21 protein-coding genes are annotated in these 24,310 nt (G+C 40.1%); 14 read left to right on the top strand and 7 right to left on the bottom strand.

Annotated features, from left to right (window positions below; genetic code table 11):
• Nucleotide 1 precedes the first annotated feature (1 nt).
• Entirely contained in the window at nt 2–1,006 is a 1,005-nt protein-coding gene (locus tag ACKI4H_RS05575) for an adenosine kinase (RefSeq protein WP_407304362.1), read from the bottom strand.
• A 137-nt stretch (nt 1,007–1,143) separates the two neighbouring features.
• Between ACKI4H_RS05575 and ACKI4H_RS05580 the strand changes: the two genes are divergently transcribed.
• The 3 genes from ACKI4H_RS05580 to ACKI4H_RS05590 all read left to right on the top strand — a co-directional run bounded on the left by ACKI4H_RS05580 (nt 1,144) and on the right by ACKI4H_RS05590 (nt 6,348).
• On the top strand, nt 1,144–1,593 hold the full coding sequence (locus tag ACKI4H_RS05580) for a GNAT family N-acetyltransferase (RefSeq protein WP_407304363.1): 450 nt from the start codon (nt 1,144–1,146) through the stop codon (nt 1,591–1,593).
• 641 nt (nt 1,594–2,234) lie between these two features.
• Entirely contained in the window at nt 2,235–5,174 is a 2,940-nt protein-coding gene (locus tag ACKI4H_RS05585) for an insulinase family protein (RefSeq protein ID WP_407304364.1), read from the top strand.
• 19 nt (nt 5,175–5,193) lie between these two features.
• The gene (locus ACKI4H_RS05590; RefSeq protein WP_407304365.1) at nt 5,194–6,348 is read left to right on the top strand and encodes a phospholipase A; all 1,155 of its coding nucleotides are present in this window, start codon (nt 5,194–5,196) and stop codon (nt 6,346–6,348) included.
• A 69-nt stretch (nt 6,349–6,417) separates the two neighbouring features.
• On the opposite strand, the gene ACKI4H_RS05595 is transcribed toward ACKI4H_RS05590, so the two are convergent.
• The 3 genes from ACKI4H_RS05595 to ilvA all read right to left on the bottom strand — a co-directional run bounded on the left by ACKI4H_RS05595 (nt 6,418) and on the right by ilvA (nt 10,540).
• The gene (locus ACKI4H_RS05595; RefSeq protein WP_407304366.1) at nt 6,418–7,758 is read right to left on the bottom strand and encodes a TrkH family potassium uptake protein; all 1,341 of its coding nucleotides are present in this window, start codon (nt 7,756–7,758) and stop codon (nt 6,418–6,420) included.
• A gap of 3 nt (nt 7,759–7,761) precedes the next feature.
• Nucleotides 7,762–8,412, bottom strand: a complete 651-nt coding sequence (locus ACKI4H_RS05600) for a potassium channel family protein (protein WP_407304367.1) — start codon at nt 8,410–8,412, stop codon at nt 7,762–7,764.
• Nucleotides 8,413–9,001: 589 nt separating this feature from the next.
• Nucleotides 9,002–10,540, bottom strand: coding sequence for a threonine ammonia-lyase, biosynthetic (gene ilvA / locus ACKI4H_RS05605; RefSeq protein ID WP_407304368.1), 1,539 nt, complete (start codon nt 10,538–10,540; stop codon nt 9,002–9,004).
• A gap of 107 nt (nt 10,541–10,647) precedes the next feature.
• On the opposite strand from ilvA, the gene rpiA reads away from it, so the two are divergent.
• From rpiA to ACKI4H_RS05650, 9 genes are all read left to right on the top strand, one after another.
• Nucleotides 10,648–11,319 (top strand): ribose-5-phosphate isomerase RpiA, encoded by a 672-nt coding sequence (gene rpiA / locus ACKI4H_RS05610; protein WP_171539367.1) that lies wholly within the window; start codon nt 10,648–10,650, stop codon nt 11,317–11,319.
• Nucleotides 11,320–11,447: 128 nt separating this feature from the next.
• The gene (locus ACKI4H_RS05615) at nt 11,448–12,125 is read left to right on the top strand and encodes a M48 family metallopeptidase (RefSeq protein ID WP_407304369.1); all 678 of its coding nucleotides are present in this window, start codon (nt 11,448–11,450) and stop codon (nt 12,123–12,125) included.
• A gap of 208 nt (nt 12,126–12,333) precedes the next feature.
• A complete protein-coding gene (locus ACKI4H_RS05620; protein ID WP_407304370.1) occupies nt 12,334–13,326 on the top strand; it encodes an aliphatic sulfonate ABC transporter substrate-binding protein in 993 nt (330 codons plus the stop codon).
• 71 nt (nt 13,327–13,397) lie between these two features.
• Nucleotides 13,398–14,993 (top strand): rhodanese-like domain-containing protein, encoded by a 1,596-nt coding sequence (locus tag ACKI4H_RS05625; RefSeq protein WP_407304371.1) that lies wholly within the window; start codon nt 13,398–13,400, stop codon nt 14,991–14,993.
• A gap of 175 nt (nt 14,994–15,168) precedes the next feature.
• Entirely contained in the window at nt 15,169–16,224 is a 1,056-nt protein-coding gene (argC, locus tag ACKI4H_RS05630) for an N-acetyl-gamma-glutamyl-phosphate reductase (protein WP_407304372.1), read from the top strand.
• A gap of 78 nt (nt 16,225–16,302) precedes the next feature.
• The gene (locus ACKI4H_RS05635; RefSeq protein ID WP_407304373.1) at nt 16,303–17,058 is read left to right on the top strand and encodes a DUF6776 family protein; all 756 of its coding nucleotides are present in this window, start codon (nt 16,303–16,305) and stop codon (nt 17,056–17,058) included.
• Between the two features lie 18 nt (nt 17,059–17,076).
• Nucleotides 17,077–17,490, top strand: coding sequence for an ATP-dependent Clp protease adapter ClpS (clpS, locus tag ACKI4H_RS05640; RefSeq protein WP_407304374.1), 414 nt, complete (start codon nt 17,077–17,079; stop codon nt 17,488–17,490).
• 9 nt (nt 17,491–17,499) lie between these two features.
• A complete protein-coding gene (gene clpA / locus ACKI4H_RS05645) occupies nt 17,500–19,776 on the top strand; it encodes an ATP-dependent Clp protease ATP-binding subunit ClpA (RefSeq protein ID WP_407304375.1) in 2,277 nt (758 codons plus the stop codon).
• A 113-nt stretch (nt 19,777–19,889) separates the two neighbouring features.
• The gene (locus ACKI4H_RS05650; protein ID WP_407304376.1) at nt 19,890–20,243 is read left to right on the top strand and encodes a YnfA family protein; all 354 of its coding nucleotides are present in this window, start codon (nt 19,890–19,892) and stop codon (nt 20,241–20,243) included.
• 27 nt (nt 20,244–20,270) lie between these two features.
• Here ACKI4H_RS05650 and ACKI4H_RS05655 read toward each other — a convergent pair whose 3' ends face one another.
• The 3 genes from ACKI4H_RS05655 to ACKI4H_RS05665 form a co-directional block, all read right to left on the bottom strand.
• Nucleotides 20,271–20,735, bottom strand: a complete 465-nt coding sequence (locus ACKI4H_RS05655) for a hypothetical protein (RefSeq protein ID WP_407304378.1) — start codon at nt 20,733–20,735, stop codon at nt 20,271–20,273.
• Nucleotides 20,736–20,833: 98 nt separating this feature from the next.
• Nucleotides 20,834–21,754, bottom strand: a complete 921-nt coding sequence (gene argF, locus ACKI4H_RS05660) for an ornithine carbamoyltransferase (protein WP_407304379.1) — start codon at nt 21,752–21,754, stop codon at nt 20,834–20,836.
• 112 nt (nt 21,755–21,866) lie between these two features.
• The gene (locus ACKI4H_RS05665; protein ID WP_407304380.1) at nt 21,867–22,517 is read right to left on the bottom strand and encodes a TetR/AcrR family transcriptional regulator; all 651 of its coding nucleotides are present in this window, start codon (nt 22,515–22,517) and stop codon (nt 21,867–21,869) included.
• A gap of 248 nt (nt 22,518–22,765) precedes the next feature.
• Between ACKI4H_RS05665 and prpB the strand changes: the two genes are divergently transcribed.
• Nucleotides 22,766–23,641, top strand: coding sequence for a methylisocitrate lyase (gene prpB, locus ACKI4H_RS05670; protein WP_407304382.1), 876 nt, complete (start codon nt 22,766–22,768; stop codon nt 23,639–23,641).
• Between the two features lie 23 nt (nt 23,642–23,664).
• Nucleotides 23,665–24,310, top strand: a 646-nt coding sequence (locus ACKI4H_RS05675; protein WP_407304383.1) for a citrate/2-methylcitrate synthase, incomplete at its 3' end; no start/stop codon positions are given.

The following is a 24,310-nucleotide window of genomic DNA, read 5'->3' on the forward strand; positions in this document are numbered from 1 at the left end:
ATTATGCACATTCCTTTTGAAAGTTATTTAATAATTCCGCGTAACTTTCGACATTTAGCCGTGGGCCAAATTGTGAGACCACTTCACTTGAAATCAAAATTGCCAGTTCAGCAGCAGTTTTAAGGCTTAATCCAGCATTCAATGCATAAAGGAAAGCACCCGCAAAGGCATCTCCGGCACCATTGGCATCGACTGCTGTTACTGTACGACCTGGAACTTTAAAGCTTTGTTCTGAATCGGAAATTAAAGCACCTTCTGCAGATAGTGTAATGACGGTGTATTTGCTTTTCAATTGTAATTTAGCCAATGCCGCTTCTATTGAATCGGTTTCTGTATACATCAAAGCTTCATGCTGATTACACAGCAATAGATTTACGCCATCATCAAGCAATTCATCTAAACCTTGACGGGCATATTGCACCATCGCTGGATCAGATAAAGTTAAAGCGATTTTTACACCATTGGCTTTGGCAATTTCACGTGCCTGTTTAACCGCTTTACGTGCAGAATCACTGGTCGATAAATAACCTTCAATATACAGCCATTTTGCTGTTTTTAAGGGCTCAAAATTGATTTGTTCTTCACTGAGTTCTGCAGTAATTCCGAGGAAAGTGTGCATGGTACGTTCAGAATCCGGGCTAACCAGAACCATACAGGTACCGGTTACACCTTCACTGACTGATTTTTCAGTGGTTTGAATACCGGCTTCATTTAAGCCTTGGAGATAAATGCGGCCAAGTTCATCATTACCAACACGGCATCCATAGAATGCTTTACTGCCTAAAGCGCTAAAAGCAACGGTGGTATTTGCAGCAGATCCGCCTGATGCTTGACCTTTGTATACTTGCGTTTCTTTTAAATTATTATATAAATTTGCTTGTGTTTCACCATCAGTCAACTGCATAGTGCCTTTTTGCAAATTTTGTTGAATCAGGAAATCGTCAGAGACTTTAAATTCTTGGTCAATTAATGCATTACCAATTGCAAAAAGATCAACAGTTGCCATGTCTTTCATTCACATTTTAAATTAAAGCACTAAGTTTACACCAATGCTCATGATTGCTGTAGATTGATGAATAAAATTCAATATATGGCTGATTTATTCGTACAAAATGCACAATAGGCAAGGATTAGGAAGGTTAGATGAATATTACGATTGCTAAAGCTGAACAATTACCTGCACAAATCACAGAATTAGCCAAGCAAGCTCATAAAGAAGGATTCCTGCTTATTGATGAATTGATCGAAGAGTATGTAAGTGGCAAAAATAGGTTTGATCAGCCCGGAGAATTTCTTCTTTTTGTTTATGATGATGAGAAACTGATCGCCTGTGGTGGCTTAAATCAGCAATGGAATGAAAACGAAATTGATGCCCGTATTGGTCGTGTACGTCGTTTTTACGTATTGCCGAAATACCGTAAGCATGGTGTGGGTAAACAGCTTTTGCAGCATCTGGAAAAAAATGCCCGTACAGATTTTTCTGCACTTTGCTTGAATACCGACACAAAATCTGCAGCAAATTTTTATCAGAAACAAAATTATGTGTTTGTTGAGAATCATCCGAATTATAGTTACTTCAAATATCTGCTCTAGTTATTGATTACATTTTGTTATGATGCTGTGGTACTCGAGTAGATGCATCAGCATCATGATTACGCTTAATTTTAATTCTTAAAATGAGTCTTAAATTATTTGAATAGATTTTATAAAATTAAAAAATAACTTTAAATTTTAATCTTGAATTAAGCGCATCAGTTGAAAAGATCAACAATAATTTTGATGGGGTGGGTTGAAAAATTAATAATAAATATTGCAGCTTACATTGATAAAACTCCTCAGTCATCGTGCTTTAGTGACTTACTTAACACTATTGTCACAATTTGGGGGAAACGGGGAGATTCTGGATATACCGATTGTCTTTTGTGGTTTTTGAGCAATTTTTATTTATGCGGCTCCCTGGCTTGGGCTGTGATATTTATGGCTATTTATTATATATGTAAGCAATAAAATTGCCTGAAAAACAGATCTTAAAGATATCTAGATATTTGATAACGTGATTTAAAAAATGATTAGTTGTATTTTTTGTATTGAAAACAGTGATAATTTTCATTAAAAAAGAACAAGGTTGAAACTGGACTAAAATGCTTGGAATTTCGTAACTGTACGAATCCATATAGTTGAAGATTCAGGTATAATCAATACATCTGATAAATATGTATACATGAGGAGATCACATGACTGTAGATGTCACTGAAACCATTACTCAAACTGTTCATCCCGCGTTTCAGTTGATACGTCAACACCATGTTGAGGCCTTAGACGTTTTCGTTTCTGAATATAAACATAAAGTGACAGGTGCAACGCATTATCATCTTGCAAGTGATCTGGACGAAAATGTCTTTCTGGTGGCGTTCCGTACTCAACCGATGGATTCAAAAGGTGAGGCGCATATTTTAGAACATACCGTATTATGCGGTTCTGAAAAATTCCCTGTTCGTGACCCATTCTTTCTGATGATTCGCCGTTCACTGAACACTTTTATGAATGCGTTTACCTCAGCTGACTGGACAGCTTATCCATTTGCGACGCAAAACAAAAAAGACTTTCAAAACTTGCTGGAAGTGTATTTAGATGCTGCTTTTGCTGCTAATTTAAACGAACTGGACTTTGCTCAAGAAGGTATTCGTATTGAGCTTGAAGATGGTCAGCCAGTCTATAAAGGCGTGGTCTTTAATGAAATGAAAGGAGCGATGAGTTCTCCTTCAGATCAGCTGTATCATCAATTGGCGCATCATTTATTTCCGAAAACCACTTATCATTACAATTCAGGTGGCGATCCCAAAGATATTCCTGATTTAACTTACCCAGAGTTAGTCAATTTCTACAAGTCACACTATCATCCCAGTAATGCAGTATTTATGACCTTTGGTGATCAATCTGCCTATCACTTACAAGAACAATTTGAAACTTTAGCCTTGTCTAAATTTGAGAAAGGCCAAACGCTCTATTCAACACCTGAAACACGCTTGACTGCACCAGTTGAAGTTACAGAAACTTATGCATTAGATGCAGAAGATTTAACAGATAAAACTTATCATGTGATTTCATGGTTATTGCCGGAAGCGAGCGATATTAAATTGCGCCTAGGCATGCGTCTGGTTGAAGGGATTTTGCTTGAAGATTCCGCTTCGCCATTACGTCATTATCTGGAAACCTGTGGTTACGCACAGTCTACTGGCCCACTTATGGGGGTAGATGATTCTAACTTTGAAATGAATTTTTTCTGTGGCGTTCAAGGGTCAAATCCTGAACATGCACAAGAATTTAAAGATGGCGTATTTAAGATTCTGCAAGATGTTGCCTCTAAACCTGTCGATTCAGCAATGGTCGATGCCATTTTGCATCAGATTGAATTGCATCAACGTGAAATTAATGGCGACGGCATGCCATATGGTTTAAGCCTGATTTTAAATGGCTTGGGCAGCGTGATTCATCACAGTGACCCGATTCATGTCTGGGATGTGGATGCCGCGATTGAGCAAGTCAAGGAAGAGCTCAAAGATCCAATGTGGTTGTCGAATCTGATTCAAGAACATTTGCTTGATAATCCACATCGTGTGCAAATGACGTTGGTACCCGATGCAACTAAATCTGCAAAAGAAGCGGAAGCAGAAAAAGCACGTTTAGCTGAAATTGGGGCCAAACTGACTGATGAGCAAAAAACTGAAATTATCAAGCAAACTGAAGCATTAAAAGTTCGTCAAGATACGCCGGATGACATGAACCTGTTGCCGAAAGTAGGACTGGAAGATGTACCTGCTGATCTGCATATTGTACAGGGTCAGTTGCGTGAAATTATCAGTAATAATCACGATACCCCTTTGAATTTGTACCATGCCGGCACCAATGGTATTTATTATCAGCAAGTGACGGTTAAAATTCCAGATGAAGTGGTGCAATCGCCATATTTCACCTTGCTGTCTGTATTATTGGGTGAAGTCGGTGCTGGCGAGTACGATTATCTTGAACTTCAGCAACTGCAAACAGCGGTAAGCGGTGGTGTTGGGATGGGAGCATCTTTACGTTCAAAAGTGGATGATAAAAATAAAATTAGCGCATGGTTAACCTTGACCACCAAATCGCTGGTGAATAATTTCGAAGCGATCCGCATATTGAAGTTGGCATTTGAACAACTGCGTTTTGATGAAAAAGACCGTATTATTGAATTATTGCAACAACGTAAAACACGTTGGCAATCACGTATTTCAGGTTCGGGTCATAGTTATGCAATGCAAATTGCATCACGTAATTGCAGTGCTTTGGCACAGCGCGATTATCAAAATACCGGTTTGGGTGCACTGAACTGGTTAACTGAATTGGTGGCTAAAATTGAAAATGATGAAGCTGCATACGATGCTTTAATTGCGGAATTAAAAGCCATTCATCGTCTACTTTTACAAGCACCAAAACAGTTCGTGCTGGTCTGTGAAGAGCATCAATCAGATCGTTTGATTGAAGAAATTCAAGATGTTTGGGATAAGTTGGCTGTTGATAAAACCCCAGTAGAATTAACGCCAGTTTTCACGGAAAATAGCAATAAAGACGAAGCATGGTTGATTCAGGCCAATGTTCAATTTTGTGCTACAGCTTATCCTGCTGTAGAAATTTCTCATCCTGATGCAGCACCTTTAATGGTGTTGGCTGCATATTTGCGTAATGGCTTCTTACATAGTGCGATTCGTGAAAAAGGTGGGGCGTATGGTGGTGGTGCGAGTTATGACGGTAATGCGTGTTCGTTCCGTTTTTATAGCTACCGTGATCCACGCTTGACAGAAACATTTAAAGACTTTGAAGCAAGCATTGACTGGTTGTTGAATATTGAGCATTTAGAGCATCAACTTGAAGAAGCAATTTTGGGCTTGGTTGCGAGCATGGATAAACCGGGTTCTCCTGCGGGTGAAGCTATTAGTGCTTGCTATGCCTTATTGCATGCACGTACGCCAGCAGTTCGAAAACAATTGCGTACACGTTTGCTTGCTGTCACTTTGGATGATTTAAAACGCGTTGCAGAACACTATCTGGTGCAGCAAAAACCTGTAAAGGCTGTGGTTGCGCCCGTTGCAAAACGAGATATATTGCTTGAACTTGGCTTTGATATAAAACAAGTAAATTAAAAAATTGAGGTAAGACCATATGGCGTTCAAAACAATTGAACGCACTACTTTGCAACTGAGCATGATCATGCTCAGTTCTTTGTATGTGACGAATGTAAATGCGGTAAATCCAGAATCTTTGATTACTCCAGCTAGTCCTGAAGCCTGTGTGGCATTAGACTCCAATGCCGATCGGTTGGCTTGTTACGATACTTTGTTTAAAGTTTCGGAGGACAATAAAACACCGCTGCTTTCCGAACGCCAAGCAGCCAATGAAATTGCGCCTAAACCCACTGAACCGGAAACCATTCAGGAAAAAATAAGTCATGGGGTAAGTAGCGTATTTTCTGCTGAGGGCCCGAAAATAGACCCAAATCGATCGTTGCTCGATAAGCGTTGGGAATTATCTTCCGACAGTAAACTGGGTACCTGGAACATTCGTGCGCATCAACCCGTTTATCTAATGCCCGGGTTTTGGACCTCTGATAAAAATGAACGTCCTTCCAGTCCGAATGAAAATAATACGGTACAAGTGGGGGAGGAACAAAATCTAAAATCGGTGGAAGCAAAATTCCAGTTGTCATTAAAAACCAAAGCAGTTGAAAACCTGTTTGGTGATAATGGTGATATCTGGTTTGGTTATACGCAATCCTCACGTTGGCAGGTTTATAATGTGGATGAATCTCGTCCTTTTCGTGAAACTAACTATGAACCTGAAGCCAGCCTGATTTTTCGCACCAATTATGAAATATTGGGATTAAATGCACGATTATTGGGTTTAACCTTGAACCACCAGTCTAATGGGCGCGCAGATCCTTTATCTCGTAGCTGGAATCGCGTGATGTTGAACTTGGGCTTTGAGCGCAACAACTTTGCCTTGATGGTGCGTCCTTGGTATCGCATTGAAGAAGATGCCAAAGACGATAACAATCCCGACATTAAAAACTACATCGGACGTGGTGATTTAACTGCCTTCTATCGTAAAAATGATCATGAATTTTCACTGATGCTGCGTCACTCGCTTAAAGGCGGTGATGATGCCCATGGGGCTGCCCAGTTTGATTGGGCATTCCCGATTAGTGGCAAGTTGCGTGGCCATTTCCAGTTATTTGATGGTTATGGTGAAAGCCTGATTGATTATAACCACCGCGCCACTTATGTAGGGTTAGGTGTGTCATTGATGAACTGGTACTAAAATTTATCAATACATCAATATAAAAAACCATTCGAAAGAGTGGTTTTTTATATTGAAAATTAAGAGCAGTTAACCAATTTGAATATCTGCCGAAGGATGTTTCAAATGGCTCTTTTTAGGCGTGGCAATCAGGTAGGCTAAGGTCAGCGGTCCTAAACGGCCTGCGAACATTAACAGGATTAAAGCAATCAAGCTTGCAGGTTGAAGTTCACTGGTGATGCCCCGGGATAAACCGACGGTACATGCAGCAGAAACCGCCTCAAAGAGTAAATCCAGGAAGTTTTTATCGCGTTCTAAAATAAGCAGGGTAAAAAATCCACAAAAGATTAAAATTGCTGTGATTGAAACGACGGCTAAGGCTTTAAATGAGGTGGTGTTGGGCACTGAGTGGTTAAAGATCCGCAACTCTTCAGAACGGCGTAAAAAAGTGATCACGCTTAAAACCACAATAATAAAAGTACCGACTTTAATCCCGCCCGCTGTACTTAAAGAACCTCCGCCAATAAACATCAAGATCATGGTGACCAAGGTTGAAGCATCGGTCATGCTAGACATATCCAAGCTGTTAAAGCCTGATGATCGTGGAACGGTAGCATGGAACCAGGCATTTATCGCTTGATCGCCCAAGCTCATGCTGGCCAGTGTTAGAGGATTATTTGCTTCCAGTGCCCAAATGACGATAAAGGCAGCCAGGTTTAGCCCTGCAATAGTGGAGAGGATTAATTTGCTATTGGTACTCAATTTTCTCCAGCGATGGGCACGTTTAATGTCCATCAGTACTACAAAGCCAATTCCGCCAATAATGTAGAGCATGCTAATGGTAAAAGTAATCAAATACTGATCGGTAAAACTCATCAAGCTATTCGGGAATAGGGAAAAGCCGCCGTTATTAAAGGCAGAAACACTATAAAAAGCGGCATAAAAAAAGGCATGGGAGAAATCATATTCCTGCATCCAGGCAATGGTAAGAATAACTGTACCTACAGCTTCAAAAAACAGGGAATATAGAAGCACGCCCTTAATGGTGAAAGATACTTTGGCCAGACTGGTTTGACCAATGGTTTCTTGCGCCATCATTTGCTGTTTCAATTTGATATTGGAAGACAGGCTGAGTGCGGCAAGGATGGCAAACGTCATAAAACCCAAGCCGCCAATCTGCAATAAAAGCATAATCACCACTTGGCCAAAGGTGGTATAAGCCTCTCCAACATTGACCACAGAAAGTCCGGTAATGGTCACGGCAGAGGTCGCAGTAAATAAGGCATTGAGCCAGCTTAATTCCCCATGATGAGAAATGGGGAGTTTGAGTAATAATGTGCCTATAAAGATAAAACTCAAGAACCCAAAGGCAAGTAAGCTGGGGGGGCTTAAATTGACATTACGAGATTTGTTGTTCTGGGGTTGATTCATATTTTATTTAAACCGGGCAGATAGTTTTCGTAAAGGCTCGAGCTCACCTTCAACCACCACAATATCACCTTCTTGCAGAATTAAATCGGGATCAATATTAAACAGAACTTGATTGCCACGTTTAAATAAAAGTGTTTTTATTTCCGAAGCATGATCCATTAAATGATTAAAATGTTTACCTTGCAGGCTAGCCTTGATTTCGATTTTGACAATGAAATGATTGTCTTCCAAATCCATATAACGACTGACCATCGGGTAGCTTAAAGACTGGGCAATACGGGTGCCCATATCTTCTTCTGGATGAATGATTTTATTGATGCCAAGATGGGTGAGAATCATGTGGTGGGCTTTGGATTTAGCCTTGGCCCAAATCTTGTTCATTCCCATATTTTTTAAATGCAGCACACATAAAATACTGGCTTCTATGTCCTCGCCAATTGCTACCACAACGGCTTCACAGTTTTGAATATTGAGTTCTTTGAGCACATGTTCATCGGTGGCATCTGCAATCACAGCATGAGTAATTTGATCTGAAATGTTTTCCACATATTTTTTGTTGTTGTCGATCCCAATCACATCGTGATTTAAACTGACCAATTGGGTTGCAACGGTGGCACCAAAACTACCTAAACCAATGACTGCAAATAATGCCATTCGAAGTATTCCTTAACCCATTTTTTGTGGATTTGATTCAAGAGGGGTATGTAATTCTGCATTCATTTTATAATTTTATTATTTATTCAGCTATCAGGCTTACAAAATTGCATATAACAACGGTTTATTTCTAAATGAATAGAATCACATGCGGACAATATTAATATGCAGGACTTTATAAGTATTTGAAATTTTTATTGCTTAATTATTTATGCAGATAAAGATGTGTTTGCTGATTAAATAAGCTGATAAAAGCTTCAAAAAAACGTAATATTTTATACAAATAATTTTCTATTTTTATAACACGTTAATATCGACGCTAAACTGATTTTTAAGATATGACAGGCAGGATTCTTGCTGGGGGGAGCAGCTGGAAATCTAAAAGAGGAAAACCAGAATATCTTTCAGTACTGTGTTTGGCGTAAAGTGCAGCAGAAAAAAGGGCTAAGCATGTCCAGATATTAATGGTGTATAAAGTCTGAAAAGCCTTATGGAAATGGATAGGGCTGAGATGTTTTACCGTAGCGTAATATCAACATAAAAATAAGAAAAGAGCCATTTTTTTGGCTCTTTTCTTAATCTCTAAGTCTTATTTTAAGAAACGCTGATAACCCAAGTTATTGGTAATTTCTGCATATGGATAAGTGATATTTTCCAATGTTTCAATTAAACCATCCGGATTCTGTTTTGCATCGCTTGCTTCCAAGCCAACGAGTACCCGTCCTTCCGCTGCGCCATGGTTGCGGTAGTGGAATAGGGTAATGTTATGTGTTGGACCCAGGCGTTCAAGGAAAGTCAGTAATGCGCCTGGACGTTCCGGGAACTCGACACGGAATAAACGCTCATTTTCAATATCCGCATGACCACCGACCAAATAGCGGATATGCAGTTTTGCCACTTCATCATCAGACAAATCATCAACATCATATTGCGCTGCCAAGGTGTCATAAATGTCATGACGTTCCTTTTCGCCACCTTTTAAGCTGATCCCGACAAACACTTGAGCGGCACTAGACGTGCTGGCACGGTAGTTAAACTCAGTGATATTGCGACCTTGCAGAGCACGGCAGAAGTTCAGGAATGAACCTTTTTCTTCAGGAATAGTGACTGCAAAAATAGCTTCTTTGCGTTCACCCAGTTCAGTACGTTCAGCAATATAACGTAAACGGTCAAAGTTCATGTTGGCACCACAAACAATTGACACCATATTTTTATGTTCTAAGCCATGTTCAGCTACATATTTCTTGATTCCTGCAAGTGCCATAGCACCAGAAGGTTCAACAATACTACGGCATTCATCATAAGTGTCTTTAATGGCTGCACAGATTTCATCTGTGTTGACCAAGACCACATCGCGTTCAACAATTGGACCTGAATTATCTGATTTTTGCAGGCGAATCACGTCGAATGGTTTTGCACCAATTTGTGCTACCGCCGTACCATCAGCAAATAAACCTACAGATGGCAGAATCACACGTTCATTGGCTTCAAAGGCTGCTTTTAAACACGCAGATTCATCATATTCCACAGGAATGACTTTGACATGTGGCGCAACATCGCCCAGGTAAGCAGCAACACCCGCAATTAAACCGCCACCACCTACAGCAACGAATACATATTCAACATCACGCCATTGACGCAAAATTTCATTGGCAATGGTGCCTTGACCCGCCATGACCAGTTCATCGTCATAAGGCGGAATAAAAGTCATGCCTTCATCTTGCGCACACTGAATGGCATATTTATTGGCAACATCGAAAGAATCGCCATGTAATACCACTTCGCCACCTAAGCGTTTTACTGCTTGGACTTTAATGTCAGGGGTGGTTTTTGGCATTACGATAATTGCACGAATTCCCAGTTTTTTACCAGATAGAGCCACACCTTGCGCATGGTTGCCTGCTGAAGCTGTAATAACGCCACGTTGCAACTGAGATTTCGGTAATTGACTAATACGGTTATAGGCACCGCGTAGTTTAAAGGAAAAGACAGGTTGTAAATCTTCACGTTTAAAGCGAATGTTATTGTTTAGCTTCTCACTAATTCGTGGCGCTGCTTCGAGTGGAGTTTCGATTGCAACGTCATACACCGTTGCTTGTAATATTTGTCGAACCAAACGAGACAGCATGTTAATTTTCCATCTAACAGTTTAAAATAGGCCTTTATTGTAACAAACCCCTGTACATTTGGCCTGCTTAATCAGCAACAAATGTCAAAAAATAGTTGAGCCAAGTTATGAGTCTGTATGCGACCCAAGATGAAAAGAAACAAGCTGCCGCGAAAGCTGCTTTAAAGCACTTGCCTAAAGGCGGGATTTTGGGTGTAGGTACAGGAAGTACTGTGAACTTCCTCATTGAATTATTACCTGAATTGCAATTGGAAGCTGCGGTGGCAAGTTCTGAAGCGACTGCACAACGCCTTAAAAAATTAGGTATTGAAGTGGTCGACATGAACTCGGTTGGCGGTTTGGATGCGTATGTAGATGGTGCAGATGAAATTGACCGTCATATGCATATGATTAAAGGCGGTGGTGCTGCGCTAACTCGCGAAAAAATTGTCGCTTCAATTGCGAAAAAATTCGTGTGTATCGTTGATGATTCCAAATGGGTTGAACAATTGGGTCATGATTTCCCATTACCTGTAGAAGTCATTCCAATGGCGCGTTCTGCTGTAGCACGTAAAATTGTGTCTCTCGGTGGTGATCCGGTTTACCGTGAAGGTGTAGTAACTGATAACGGTAACGTGATTTTAGATGTGCATAATTTCAATATCTTGAATGCGCTTGAACTAGAAAAAACCCTCAATAACATTCCGGGTGTGGTGTGTAACGGTATTTTCGCGATTAATAAAGCGGATATTGCTGTTGTTGCAACTGATAATGGTATTGAAGAACGTACTGCGATTTAATAAATCCTCCCTGAGCCTTCTTTGTAAAAAAGGGGGGAGCTCCTCTTTTCCTTGCGCTAAATGTTAAAGCAATACTTTAACATTTGCTCAGGGTTGGGAGGATTTAGACAACTCTAAATAAAAGAAAAATGACTCTAAACGAATTACCAGAAATTAAAATTGTCCGTCATGCGCGAGCGAAATGTTTACGCTTACGTGTTGACTCGACTCAAATTCGTTTAACTGTACCGGTACTTTGCAGCAAACGAAAAATTCAAAATTTTATTGATCAAGCCGAAGAATGGTTGCTAAAGACCTGGCAACAACAAACACAGAATATACAGCAACAGACTTTACCCAAAGAATTAAAGCTTTTTAATCTAGATCAGCCTTTACAAATTGTTTATGAAACCCAAAAGCAGTCATTTATTTTTGATGAAGTAAAAAATCAACTTTTAATTAGCGATCATCAGCCCGAACAATATTTGAAAGCTTTTGTGATTGATTATGCCAAGCATCATTTGCCTATTTGTTTAGATCAAACAAGTCAAGAATGTAATCTGAGTTTTGGTAAATGTGCGATTCGTCAACCCAAAACACGTTGGGGGAGTTGTACCTCCAAGCATGACATTATGTTGAATAGTGCTTTGGTGTTATTTCCGAAGCATGTCGCGCGTTATGTTTGTGTACATGAGCTTGCGCATACTAGACATTTTGATCATAGTGCGCGCTTTTGGTCATTGGTTGAAAAGTTTGATCCACAGTATAAACAACACCGCCAAATATTAAGAAAAACACCCATGCCATATTGGTGGTGTGAATCATAAGTGGTTAATAGTACTAAAGCATTTTTAGTGCTAAAAAAACGACAATAAAATATAACTCGCCATGGAATAAATTCTTCATAACTTATCTGTTTTGATTGTTTTTAAATCAATCTCGCCTTTTCTAGAATAGCGCCAAATGGAGCATTTCTTAGTTATTGATTTGAAAAATAAGAGTGCTCATTCAAATGTGCTTTAAAGGGGTTAAGTCGTGGTTCGATCAAAGCTATTATTCACTTTTTCAATTATTTCGAGTTTATTTTTAACAGCGTGTAATAACACAGAAGCACCACAAGCAAATGAACAAGTGGCTGAAGCAAGTTATAAAGCCGATACCGTGCGTATTGGCTATCAGCGTTCATCGACCTTGATGACATTACTGAAAGAAAGTGGCGAACTGGAACAGAAATTAGCAGATAAGAAAGTGAAAGTGAGTTGGCATGAATTTACCAGTGGTCAACCGCTTGCAGAAGCACTCAATGTGGGCAGTGTAGATGTTACAGCAGATGTGGCGGATACCGTTCCTGTATTTGCGCAAGCAGCTAAAGCCAATCTGACCTATTATGCAAAAGAAACGGCATCGCCAAATGCACAGGCGATTTTAATTCCTAAAAACTCAACAATTCAAACGATTGGAGATTTAAAAGGTAAGAAAATTGCAGTCACCAAAGCGGCAGGGAGTCATTACTTACTCATTGCTGCATTAAATCAAGCGGGTTTGAACTTTAAAGACATTCAACCTGCTTGGTTAAGCCCAGCCGATGGTCGTGCAGCATTTGAACATGGTGGTGTAGATGCATGGGTGACTTGGGAGCCTTATGTATCTAGCGGCACGGTGGTACAGCATGCCAAAATTTTAGCATCAGGTCAGGGCTTGGCAAGTTATACCCGTTACTACTTAACAGGACATCAATTTGCTCAGGATAATCCAGCAATTTTGAATGATATTGTCAACACATTAAAAGAAAAAGCCACTTGGGTAAAACAACATCCTGATGATGCCGCGAAAGTACTTGCACCGCTTTGGGGGGATTTACCTCAAGGGGTGGTACTCAAAGCCAATGCCAACCGTAGTTACGATGTACAAGGCGTTGTATTGGAAGATATGCCTGAACAGCAAAAAATTGCAGATGCATTTTTCAATGAAAAATTGATTCCCAATACCATTGATGCTAAATCCTCAGATATTTTTCACATTCAGTAATTTAACTCAGCCTCGAATCATTCGAGGCTTTTCAACTCACATAAATAGCCTAAGCAAATTAGAGATTTTCCATGTCTAACCTTCCTGAACTGAACTTTGTTCAAATCCGAGAAAAATTACTCTCACGCGAAGAGATCGCCATCGTCGATTTACGTGAAGAGCATATTTATGCCCAAGCGCATCCTTTATTTACCAGTAATATCTCACTTTCTCGATTAGAAGTCGAAGTACTTAACCGTATTCCACGTTTAGACACGACAATAGTAATCTACGATGATGGTGATGGTCGAGTAGAACGTGCATATGAAAAATTATTACGTTATGGCTATAGTCAAGTGTACGTGTTAAATGGCGGTGTAGAAGCTTGGCAGCGAGATGGTGGAGAGCTTTTTATTGATGTGAACTCTGCAACCAAAGCTTTTGGTGAATGGGTTGAGTACTTTAAAAATACACCGTCATTGAGTGCTGAAGAAGTTCAGGCAAAGATAGATGCTCACGAAAATATTGTCATTTTAGATGCGCGCCGTTTTGATGAATACAACACCATGAGTATTCCAACGGGGCAAAGTGTACCGGGTGCTGAGTTGGTGCTTCGTGCGCCATCATTGGTAAATAATGAAAATACCACCATTATCGTCAATTGTGCAGGGCGTACACGCAGCATTATTGGTACGCAATCTTTAGTGAATGCACAGATCAATCATCCTGTATATGCACTTAGAAATGGAACAATCGGTTGGACACTTGCTGGACAGAAACTAGCGCATGGACAGCAGCAATCTTTTAAAGATAAAGAAACTCAGCTTAGACCTGAGCTATTAGATAATGCTAAAGATTTGGCTAAGCATGCGAATGTCAAAACCATTTCTCTAGAAGAGTTAAATACCTTAAAAGCAGATCGAACACGTACAACCTATATTTTTGATGTACGTGATGAAGATGAATATATTGCAGGGCATTTAGCGAATTCACGTTGGGTAGCAGGTGGTCAGCTCGTTCAAGAAGTCGATCATAATGCTGCTGTTCGCGGGGCACGTATTGTTCTTGTGGATGATCAACTGATTCGTGCCTATATGACTGCTTCTTGGTTAGGACAGATGAATTGGGAAGTCTACGTCTTAGAAAACGATTTTAAAACCGCGCTCACAGAACAAGGTGCTTGGCAACCTAATGTTCCTGCTTTAAAGCACATCCAGATCATTACGCCACAGCAATTGTTTGAGCTGCAACAACAGCAAAATATTGCAATCTGGGATGTCTTACCTTTTGCACAGTACAAAAAAGGACATATTCCAGATGCTGCATGGTTACTTAAAGTCGATGCTATTAAGCTGATTCAAAAGCCAGAATGGCAAGCCAAAGAAGCGATTGTATTGACATGTGGTAAATCAAATTTAGCGAAGTTTGCTGCTGAAGACGTCGCGCCGTATCTAGCAAAAAATCAAGAACTGTATGTACTTCAAGGAGGAAATACAGCTTGGAAAGCGGCTGGGTTTGAGTTAATTGAAAACACTGTTATTGCATTGTCAGCGCAAATTGACCGTTATAAACGTCCTTATGAAGGCACGGATAATTCTAAAGAAGCTATGCAAGCCTATTTGGATTGGGAATATGGTCTAGTGGATCAACTTAAAAAAGATGGAACACATGGTTTCTTTGTCGTCTAACCGAGTCATCATCAAGCCGCTTTGAAGCGGCTTGATTCTTTTTGAGTTAATCAAACGACTCATCTCAATTTTTGTATTGCTAATAAAACAGCCAATTACCCCTAAAACAGTTCAGAAAACCAAAACTTCCTGTCATACTACGCAGTTATGAAATGAACACTTTAAATTTGAGGTAGTGATCGTGATTACTGTTGGTATTGTCGGTGGTACAGGTTATACAGGCGTTGAATTGTTGCGTCTTTTACTACGACACCCAAATGTGCAAGTCAATGTACTAACATCACGTACCGAAAAAGGTCGCCGTGTAGATGATATGTTCCCAAGCCTACGCGGTCATACCGATCTTGAATATTCAGATTTAAGCATTGATGAACTAAAAAAATGCGATGTGGTTTTCTTTGCAACCCCTCATGGCGTGGCAATGAAACATGCGGCAGAACTGGTTGCAGCAAATACTAAAGTCATCGACTTGGCAGCGGATTTCCGCTTGCAGAACTTAGAACAGTTTGAAAAATGGTATGGCCTTGAACATGCCTGCCCAGATATTTTAAAAGATTCAGTTTACGGTTTATCAGAACTCAATCGTGACAAAATCAAACAAGCCAGCGTGATTGGTAACCCGGGTTGCTATCCAACTACGGTACAACTGGGTCTTGCGCCATTATTTAAACAAGCTGAGGTGTTAGTAAAACCTGAAAGCATTATTATTGATGCGAAATCTGGTGTTTCTGGTGCAGGTCGTAAAGCAAGCCTCGGCATGATTTATTCTGAAAATGCCGATAACTTCAAAGCTTATGGCGTGGCAGGTCACCGTCACCATCCTGAGATTGTGGAAGCCCTGGAAAATATTTCTGGTCTTAAAGATGTGTTTAATCACATTTTATTTGTGCCGCATTTGGTTCCTATGATTCGTGGCATGCTTAGTACCATTTATGTCGATTTAACCGATGCAGGCGATGCAGCAGATCTTCAAAGCTTATATGAACAGTTCTATGCTAATGAACAATTTGTTGATGTGATGCCAGCAAACAGTTCACCTGAAACGCGTTCTGTGCGCGGTGCAAACCAGCTTCGAATTGCTTTGTATAAACCACAGCCGAAAAAACTGGTTGTTTTATCTGTACAGGATAATTTAGTGAAAGGCGCTGCGGGTCAAGCTGTGCAAAATATGAACTTGATGTTCGGTTTTACTGAAAATACCGGTCTGGCAGGGATTGGTTTATTACCATAAAAAACGTTTTTCAGCTTCCCACACATTTGGATTTGGATTTAAATGTGTGTTTTGAATGAATCAAAATAAGAGATGACGATGTCGAACACTGAATCAAATACTTCCTCACAACATGCTCTACTGAGTAAAAAGCTTTTTGCTAAGGGTAATTTACCTTTAGCCATTGGGGCTGCAATTCTGGTTGCGGGGAGTAGCGTGTTGGGCTATTCAGTTGGGCATCGGCAAGGTTTGACTGTTGTTGGCTATGAGGCAGATGCTGAACAACTGGTTGAAGTTGTGCAAAAGCAAAAGGCCAGCTTGGAAACATTGAATAAAAATTTGAATCTGGCTGTGCAAGAGCGTGATGTTGCCGTGAGTAATTCAAATGATCTGTTTACTGCGCTGAATCAGGCTCGTGAAGATAAAGCTCAGGCTGAAGGTTTAGGTGCGATTTATCGTGAAGTACTCCGCCAACGAGGTGGTTTAAGCTTGACGATCCAGAATATCGGAATTAAACCTTTGCCCGACAATGCTTATGAATATCAGCTGGATTTGGTCCAGGTTAGCCCGAATAAACGTAGCATCTCTGGAGCGGTGGAATTGCGCTTGATTCAGGGGATAGAAGTTCTGGTTGTTCCAATGGAAGACAAGAACTTTAATTTTCAGGATTATGAGCGTTTAACTGGGCGCTGGACTATGCCTAAAGGTTTTACTCCACAATTTATTGAAGTCCGTTTAACAGGTGGAACCAGTACGCCGGTAATTAAACGTTTTAGTTGGGGCCGTGGTAAACCGATTGAGAGTCAATCTGCATTTATTTCTGAAATTCCTCAAGCAGAAGCAAATGCACAATAAATGTGAATTTTAAATCCTATGCGAATGAATAAGCGTCAAAATTGTTTAAATGCCATCAAAAGTTCTTTTCATCAATCAGGATATGTCGATTGGCATATTAGTCCACGCTTGAGCAATGACTCGCAAGATGATTCTGAGGGTGAAATCGCGATACAGACTGCACCACCCGAATTAAAACGTCCGCCTATGTATGCTGTTGTTTTGATGAACGATGATTACACTCCAATGGATTTTGTAATTGAAATTTTACAACAATACTTTGCTTTGAATCTTGACCAAGCGACCCAAGTAATGCTAACTGTACATTATGAAGGGAAAGGTGTTGCAGGCGTTTATCCACGAGACATTGCGGAAACGAAAGCGAACCAAGTCAATAATTACGCTCGGTCACAAGGCCATCCATTGCTTTGTCAGATTGAGCCAAAAGATTAAGGGGATTACATGCTCAGTCGTCAATTAGAAGTATCTTTACGTTTGGCTGTAAGCATGGCTCGTCAAAAGAGACATGAGTTTCTCACGGTTGAACATTTATTGTTGGCTTTACTTGATAATGACTCTGCTGTAAATGCGCTTAAAGCGTGTGGTGCGGACATTATCGTTCTTCGTAAAGAGCTAGAAGAATACGTTGAACAGCACACCCCTAAATTAAGCGAACATAGTGATCAGGCGCCACATCCGACTGAAAGTTTTGATCGTATTCTGCAGCGTGCGATTTTTCATGTGCAATCCAGCGGTGGTGATCGAACTGTGGAAGGTGCAGACATTCTGGTTGCAATGTATTCTGAACGAGATTCTTTTGCTGTTTATTTGCTTAAACGTCATCAAATTAACCGCTTAACTTTAACTCAATATTTATCTCACGGTACGCGCAAAGAAGAAGCACAAGCCGAAGAAGAAGTGGAAGAGTTAGATGGTGAAACATCGGGTTCTTCAAATGCAGGACCCCTGGATTTATATACCACTAATTTAAATGTTGAAGCTCAAAAAGGAAAAACCGATCCTTTAATTGGGCGTGAAAAAGAAATCGAACGTACTGCCCAAATTTTATGTCGCCGTCGCAAAAATAATCCTTTGTTGGTCGGTGATCCGGGTGTGGGTAAAACCTCGATTGCTGAAGGTTTGGCTTGGCTGATTGTGAATGGTAAAGCACCTAAACCACTTGCGCATGCAGAAGTGTATAGCCTGGATATTGGCGCATTGGTTGCAGGTACAAAATACCGTGGTGACTTTGAAAAACGCTTGAAACAATTGTTGAATGCGTTGAAAAAGAAACCAGAAGCGATTCTGTTTATCGATGAAATTCACATGATTATTGGTGCAGGCTCAAGTATGGGCAGTACCATGGATGCATCAAACCTGATTAAACCTGCCTTGTCGAATGGTTCATTGCGTTGCATCGGTTCAACGACTTTTCAAGAATATCGTCAAGTGTTTGAAAAAGATCATGCTTTATCACGCCGTTTCCAAAAGATTGATGTTAATGAGCCCTCTATTGCTGAAACGATTGATATTTTACGTGGCTTAAAGTCTAAGTTTGAAGATTTTCACCATGTTGAATATGACGATAAGTCCTTGGTTGCAGCAGTAGAGTTGTCAGCGAAATTTATCAATGACCGCTTCCTGCCGGATAAAGCCATTGATGTGATTGATGAAGCCGGTGCACAGCGCCGTTTGAAAGCAGAGCAGGATGATACGTTAATTACAGTTGAAAATATTGAAGATATCATCTCTAAAATTGCGCGTATTCCACCGAAAACCGTATCGAAAGATGACAAAACTGTATTGAGTAATCTTGAGCGTGATCTTAAACGTGTGGTATTTGGCCAGGACGATGCAATTCAAGCGCTTAGTTCTGCGATTAAATTGTCGCGTGCAGGCTTAAAATCACCAGATAAACCGGTCGGTAGCTTTATATTTGCAGGTCCTACTGGGGTGGGTAAAACTGAAGTCACTAAGCAGTTAGCTAAACTGTTGGGTGTGGAGCTGGTTCGTTTCGATATGTCTGAATATATGGAACGTCATGCTGTTTCGCGTTTAATCGGTGCACCTCCAGGTTATGTTGGTTTCGATCAGGGTGGTTTGCTGACAGATGCGATTCATAAAAATCCACATTGCGTATTACTACTCGATGAAATTGAAAAAGCACATCCCGATGTATTTAATCTGTTATTGCAAATTATGGATCATGGTGCATTGACCGATAACAATGGTCGCAAGTCTGATTTCCGTAATGTGATTCTTGTTCTCACTACCAACATTGGTGCAGAAAGTATTTCTCGCGCGAGTATCGGATTTATGGAACAAGACAACAGTAATGATAATAAAGATGCAATGAAAAAAGCATTTTCGCCTGAATTCCGCAACCGTCTAGATGGTGTGATTCAGTTCAATGCATTACCAACCACGGTTATTGAAAATGTGGTGGATAAATTCCTAACTGAACTTCAAGCACAACTTGATGATAAAAAAGTGATTCTTGAAGTCGATCAGAGTGCACGTGAATGGATGGCAGAACATGGTTATGACCGGTTGATGGGTGCGCGCCCAATGCAACGTTTGATTCAGGAACATTTGAAGAAACCGCTTGCTGAGATGATTTTATTTGGTGAGCTCGCTGAACACGGTGGTAATGTTGCTGTTTCTGTGAAGAAAGAAAATGGTAAAGCAGTCGGCTTGAAACTGGAAGTGTTTGAAGATCAAACTGCTGAACCTGCATAATCGCTCTTATTTCAAAAATAACCCGTGCTCGCACGGGTTATTTTGTTTCAATCCACCCTTATTTCGACCTTCTCGCAAGCGAGAGGAAGCGAATCAAAATGATATAAGAATTTATGGATATTCAAATTACTAAGGTGGTTACCACTTTTTTTCTTTTTTTTATTACAGCAATCGCAGAAATTTTAGGCTGTTATTTTCCTTATCTCATTTTAAATCAGGGGAAATCGCACTGGTTCTGGCTTCCTACGGCTTTAAGTTTGGCAATGTTCGTATGGTTACTAACTTTGCATCCTGCTGCATCAGGTCGAATTTATGCAGCTTATGGCGGAATTTATATTTTTACCGCCTTGATGTGGCTACGTTATGTCGATCAGATAGTCTTAACGCGCTGGGATTTGTTGGGTGGGCTAGTTGTCCTGTTGGGAGCACTGATGATTATTTTACAACCGCAAGGTTTGATACGTTAGAGAGCTAACGTATCAATACTGAAAAAATTAAAGCTTACACTCATCATTTTTAATTTTCAGCTTATAATTTTTGTTATCTGAACTGAGTTTGATTGCCACATGATAGGGATTTATACGTTGGAATTCATGCTCAAAGAATAAATGACAATTTTGCATTAAATTTTTTTTAATCAGGTTTTTTACTTTTTTATCACCCAAATCTTCAGCAAACTGAGTGAAATCTGATGTCGTAATGATGCCTTGAAGATCTATATGATCGGTATATAGACGCAATTGTTCAATCACCGTATTTTGATCAACTTGATAGGGCATGGTACGAGAGTCTTCACTATTGATGACATCTAAAATTTCATTCAATGCTTTGGTGTCTTTAATTTTATAAGTTTGGTCAAGAATTTGTTTTTTAACTAAATATTGGTCAAATTCTGTGGCTTGTGTTGAAGTGGCTAACAGTAAACTGCTGAGGTATAAAACGATTATTTTTAAAGACATGGTTATAAACACTTATAAATTTTATGTGATTTATTGTAGTCATTTGAATTTAAAAAAGCACCCGAAGGTGCTTAATTTTTAAGGTTTTTTCTAATCAATTAGTCTTTCTTTAAATTTTCATTCAGTAAAAATTCAACCAAAGCTTTTTGAGCATGTAAACGGTTTTCTGCTTCATCCCAAACTACTGCATTTTTATGATCAAGCATGTTTTCAGAAATTTCTTCACCGCGGTGAGCAGGCAAGCAGTGCATGAACAGGCAATCTGGATGTGCTAAATCCATGAGTTTTTCATTGACCTGGAAGTCAGCAAATGCTTTTTCACGAATTTTTTGCTCTTCTTCTTGCCCCATGCTTGCCCAAACGTCAGTCACGATCAGGTCGGCATTCACAGCGGCATCTTCAGCTGAATCAACAAGTTCTACACAGTGTGCAAACTCAGACAAGAATCTCTCTTGTGGTTCATAGCCTTTAGGTGCAGCGACTTTTAATTTAAAGCCCCACATATGTGCGGCTTCAATATAAGAGTTACACATATTGTTGCCATCACCAATCCATGCAACCGTTTTACCTTCAATAGAACCACGGTGTTCTAAATAAGTTTGCATGTCTGCAAGCAGCTGGCAAGGATGATGATCATCAGTTAATGCATTGATGATCGGCACTTTTGAATAAGAAGCAAAGCGTTCTACGATGTCATGACCAAAAGTACGGATCATAATAATATCAAGCATGCTTGAAATCACGCGTGCAGAATCTTCAATCGGCTCGCCACGACCTAGTTGGGTATCGCGAGAAGAAAGGAAAATTGCACTGCCACCGAATTGACTCATACCTGCTTCGAACGAAACACGTGTGCGGGTACTCGATTTTTCAAAAATCATGCCCATAACTTTACCGACAAAAGGTTGGAACACCTCATTGCTCTGTTGTTTGCGTTTAAGTTCAATCGCGCGCTGCAAAATTTGGTTAAGTTCTAAAGTCGATAAATCGCGTAAGGTCAGAAAGTGACGTAGAGCCATGGTTACTCCACAATAATTGCTGAATAGAAAACAAAACAACAATTAGTTGTTGGTTGGTTAAGTAAAAAGGGAATCGATTAATATACTATAAGCGAGCAGAATTGCAAAAAAACTAGACTTTTTGATGGCCTTCTAGGAAGCGATCAACACAATATTCGATGTATTTGAACGTTTCCTGATCATTTTCTTGAATTGGAATGCCCATTAAAATCCGCCATTCCAGATTTCGTAAAATACCAAAATAGAATTGGGCAGAATAAATAGGGTTTTCACATTTCAATAGACCCTTGTTATGCGCCTTTTCCAAGGCACAAGCAATAGCCGTTTGAATATGTTTCGGGCCTTGTTCATGAATATACAGGGCAAGTTCTGAACTATGCTGGGTACGTTCTAAAATCAGGCGCATAAATGCTGCATTTTCTGGTTGTAATAAATGATTATGAAAATTAAGCAAGGTATTAATCAGATAGGATCTTAGATTATCTTTATCTTGTTCAAATGGTAGGCAGATATCTTTAAAAAATTGCTCACGGCGATAATCACAAATAGCAGTAAACAAGCCTTCTTTATTGCCAAAAAATTTATAGATTGATGCTTTTGAGCCTCCGGCATGATTGACAATATCATCTAAAGATACCGCATCATAACCGCGTTCTAGAAATAGCTCATTTGCGCTAAGCAAAAGTGCCATGCATCGTTCATGACCACGTTTGGTTTGTGGTATGTCGCGACCTAATGGTTCTAACTGAGCGAGTTCTTGCATATGGGCTATAGCGTCAATAATCAAAGAAATGAAATCATTTGCAATGATAGCAAAAATATTTACACATTTTTTTAAAATAACTGTTTTGTCTTATTTTCTCCCAATTATGAAGAATCAAAATAATACTATAGCTTTGGTGAATATTTGACTAAAGTTTTAGAGTATAAGTTCTAAATAGCCATAGATATGAGGATGTTTATAGATATACTCGGATTTCGATAAGTAAAGTGAAAACTGTGGAAAGGAATATGACACAACAAATGTCTGCAGGCTTAAGATTTAGACAAGCACTGGAAGTGGAAAAACCATTACAAATTATCGGCACAGTAAATGCCTACGCAGCCATGATGGCGAAGGAAGTGGGTTACAAAGCGATTTATGTTTCGGGTGCAGGTGTTGCCAATTATTCTTATGGTTTACCCGATTTGGGGATGACCAGTTTAGACAATGTTCTGGAAGATGTCCGACGTATTACTGAACGGGTAGATACTCCCTTGTTGGTGGATATAGATACGGGTTGGGGCGGGGCATTCAATATTGCCCGCAGTGTTAAGCAAATGATTGCAGCTGGCGCGGCCGCAGTTCATATTGAAGACCAGGTGGCACAAAAACGTTGTGGTCACCGACCAAACAAGGAAATCGTCACCCAGCAAGAAATGGTCGATCGTATTAAAGCAGCGGTAGATGCCAAAACCGATTCAAACTTTGTGGTGATGGCACGTACAGATGCCTTACAAAAAGAAGGCTTGCAAGCGGTCATTGACCGTGCCTGTGCCTGTGTTGAAGCCGGTGCGGATGCTATTTTTGCTGAAGCAATGACTGACATTACCATGTATCGCACAGTCTGTGATGCGGTCGGTGTTCCAGTATTGGCAAACATTACCGAATTTGGTGATACACCTTATTACACCGTCGATGAGCTGGGTGAACAAGGCATCAGCATGGTGCTTTATCCACTTTCTGCAACACGTGCAATGCAAAAAGCAGCATTGGAAGTGATGCGCTCTATTCGTGAAAATGGTACGCAAGTCAACGTACTGGACAAGATGCAACAACGTAAAGAGCTGTATGAATTCCTTGATTATCATACCTTTGAAAATACTTTGGATAAATTGTTTAAATAAATAATTCAAAATGGAGAATTAAAATGGCTGAAGGAAAAGTACTGACAGGTGCAGGATTGCGCGGACAAGTGGCAGGTAAAACAGCACTATCCACAGTGGGTAAGAGCGGCGCAGGCTTAACTTATCGTGGTTATGATGTGCAAGATCTGGCTGAAAACTGTCAATTTGAAGAAGTGGCTTACCTGATTTTCTTTGGTGAATTGCCAACAGCAGAACAGCTTGCCGCTTATAAAGCCAAATTAAAATCTTTACGTGCGATTCCACAGGCATTGAAAGAAGTATTGGAACGTATTCCAGCAGATTCGCATCCCATGGATGTGATGCGTACCGGTGTTTCTATGCTCGGTAATCTGGAAACAGAAAAATCTTTCGATGAGCAGCAAGATGTTGCAGATCGTATTTTAGCGACTTTGCCTGCAATCATTTGCTATTGGTACCGTTTTAGCCACGATGGCATACGTATCGAAGAAAATACTGATGATGATTCAATCGGCGCGCAATTCCTGCATTTACTTCGTGGGGAAAAGCCGAATGAATTGCATGAACAGGTGATGAATGTATCGCTGATTCTTTATGCTGAGCATGAATTTAACGCTTCAACATTTACTGCACGTGTATGTGCTTCGACCTTATCTGATATGCATTCATGTATTACCGGTGCGATTGGTT

The organism is Acinetobacter sp. (assembly GCF_045628685.1).
Taxonomy (GTDB): Bacteria; Pseudomonadota; Gammaproteobacteria; order Pseudomonadales; family Moraxellaceae; genus Acinetobacter.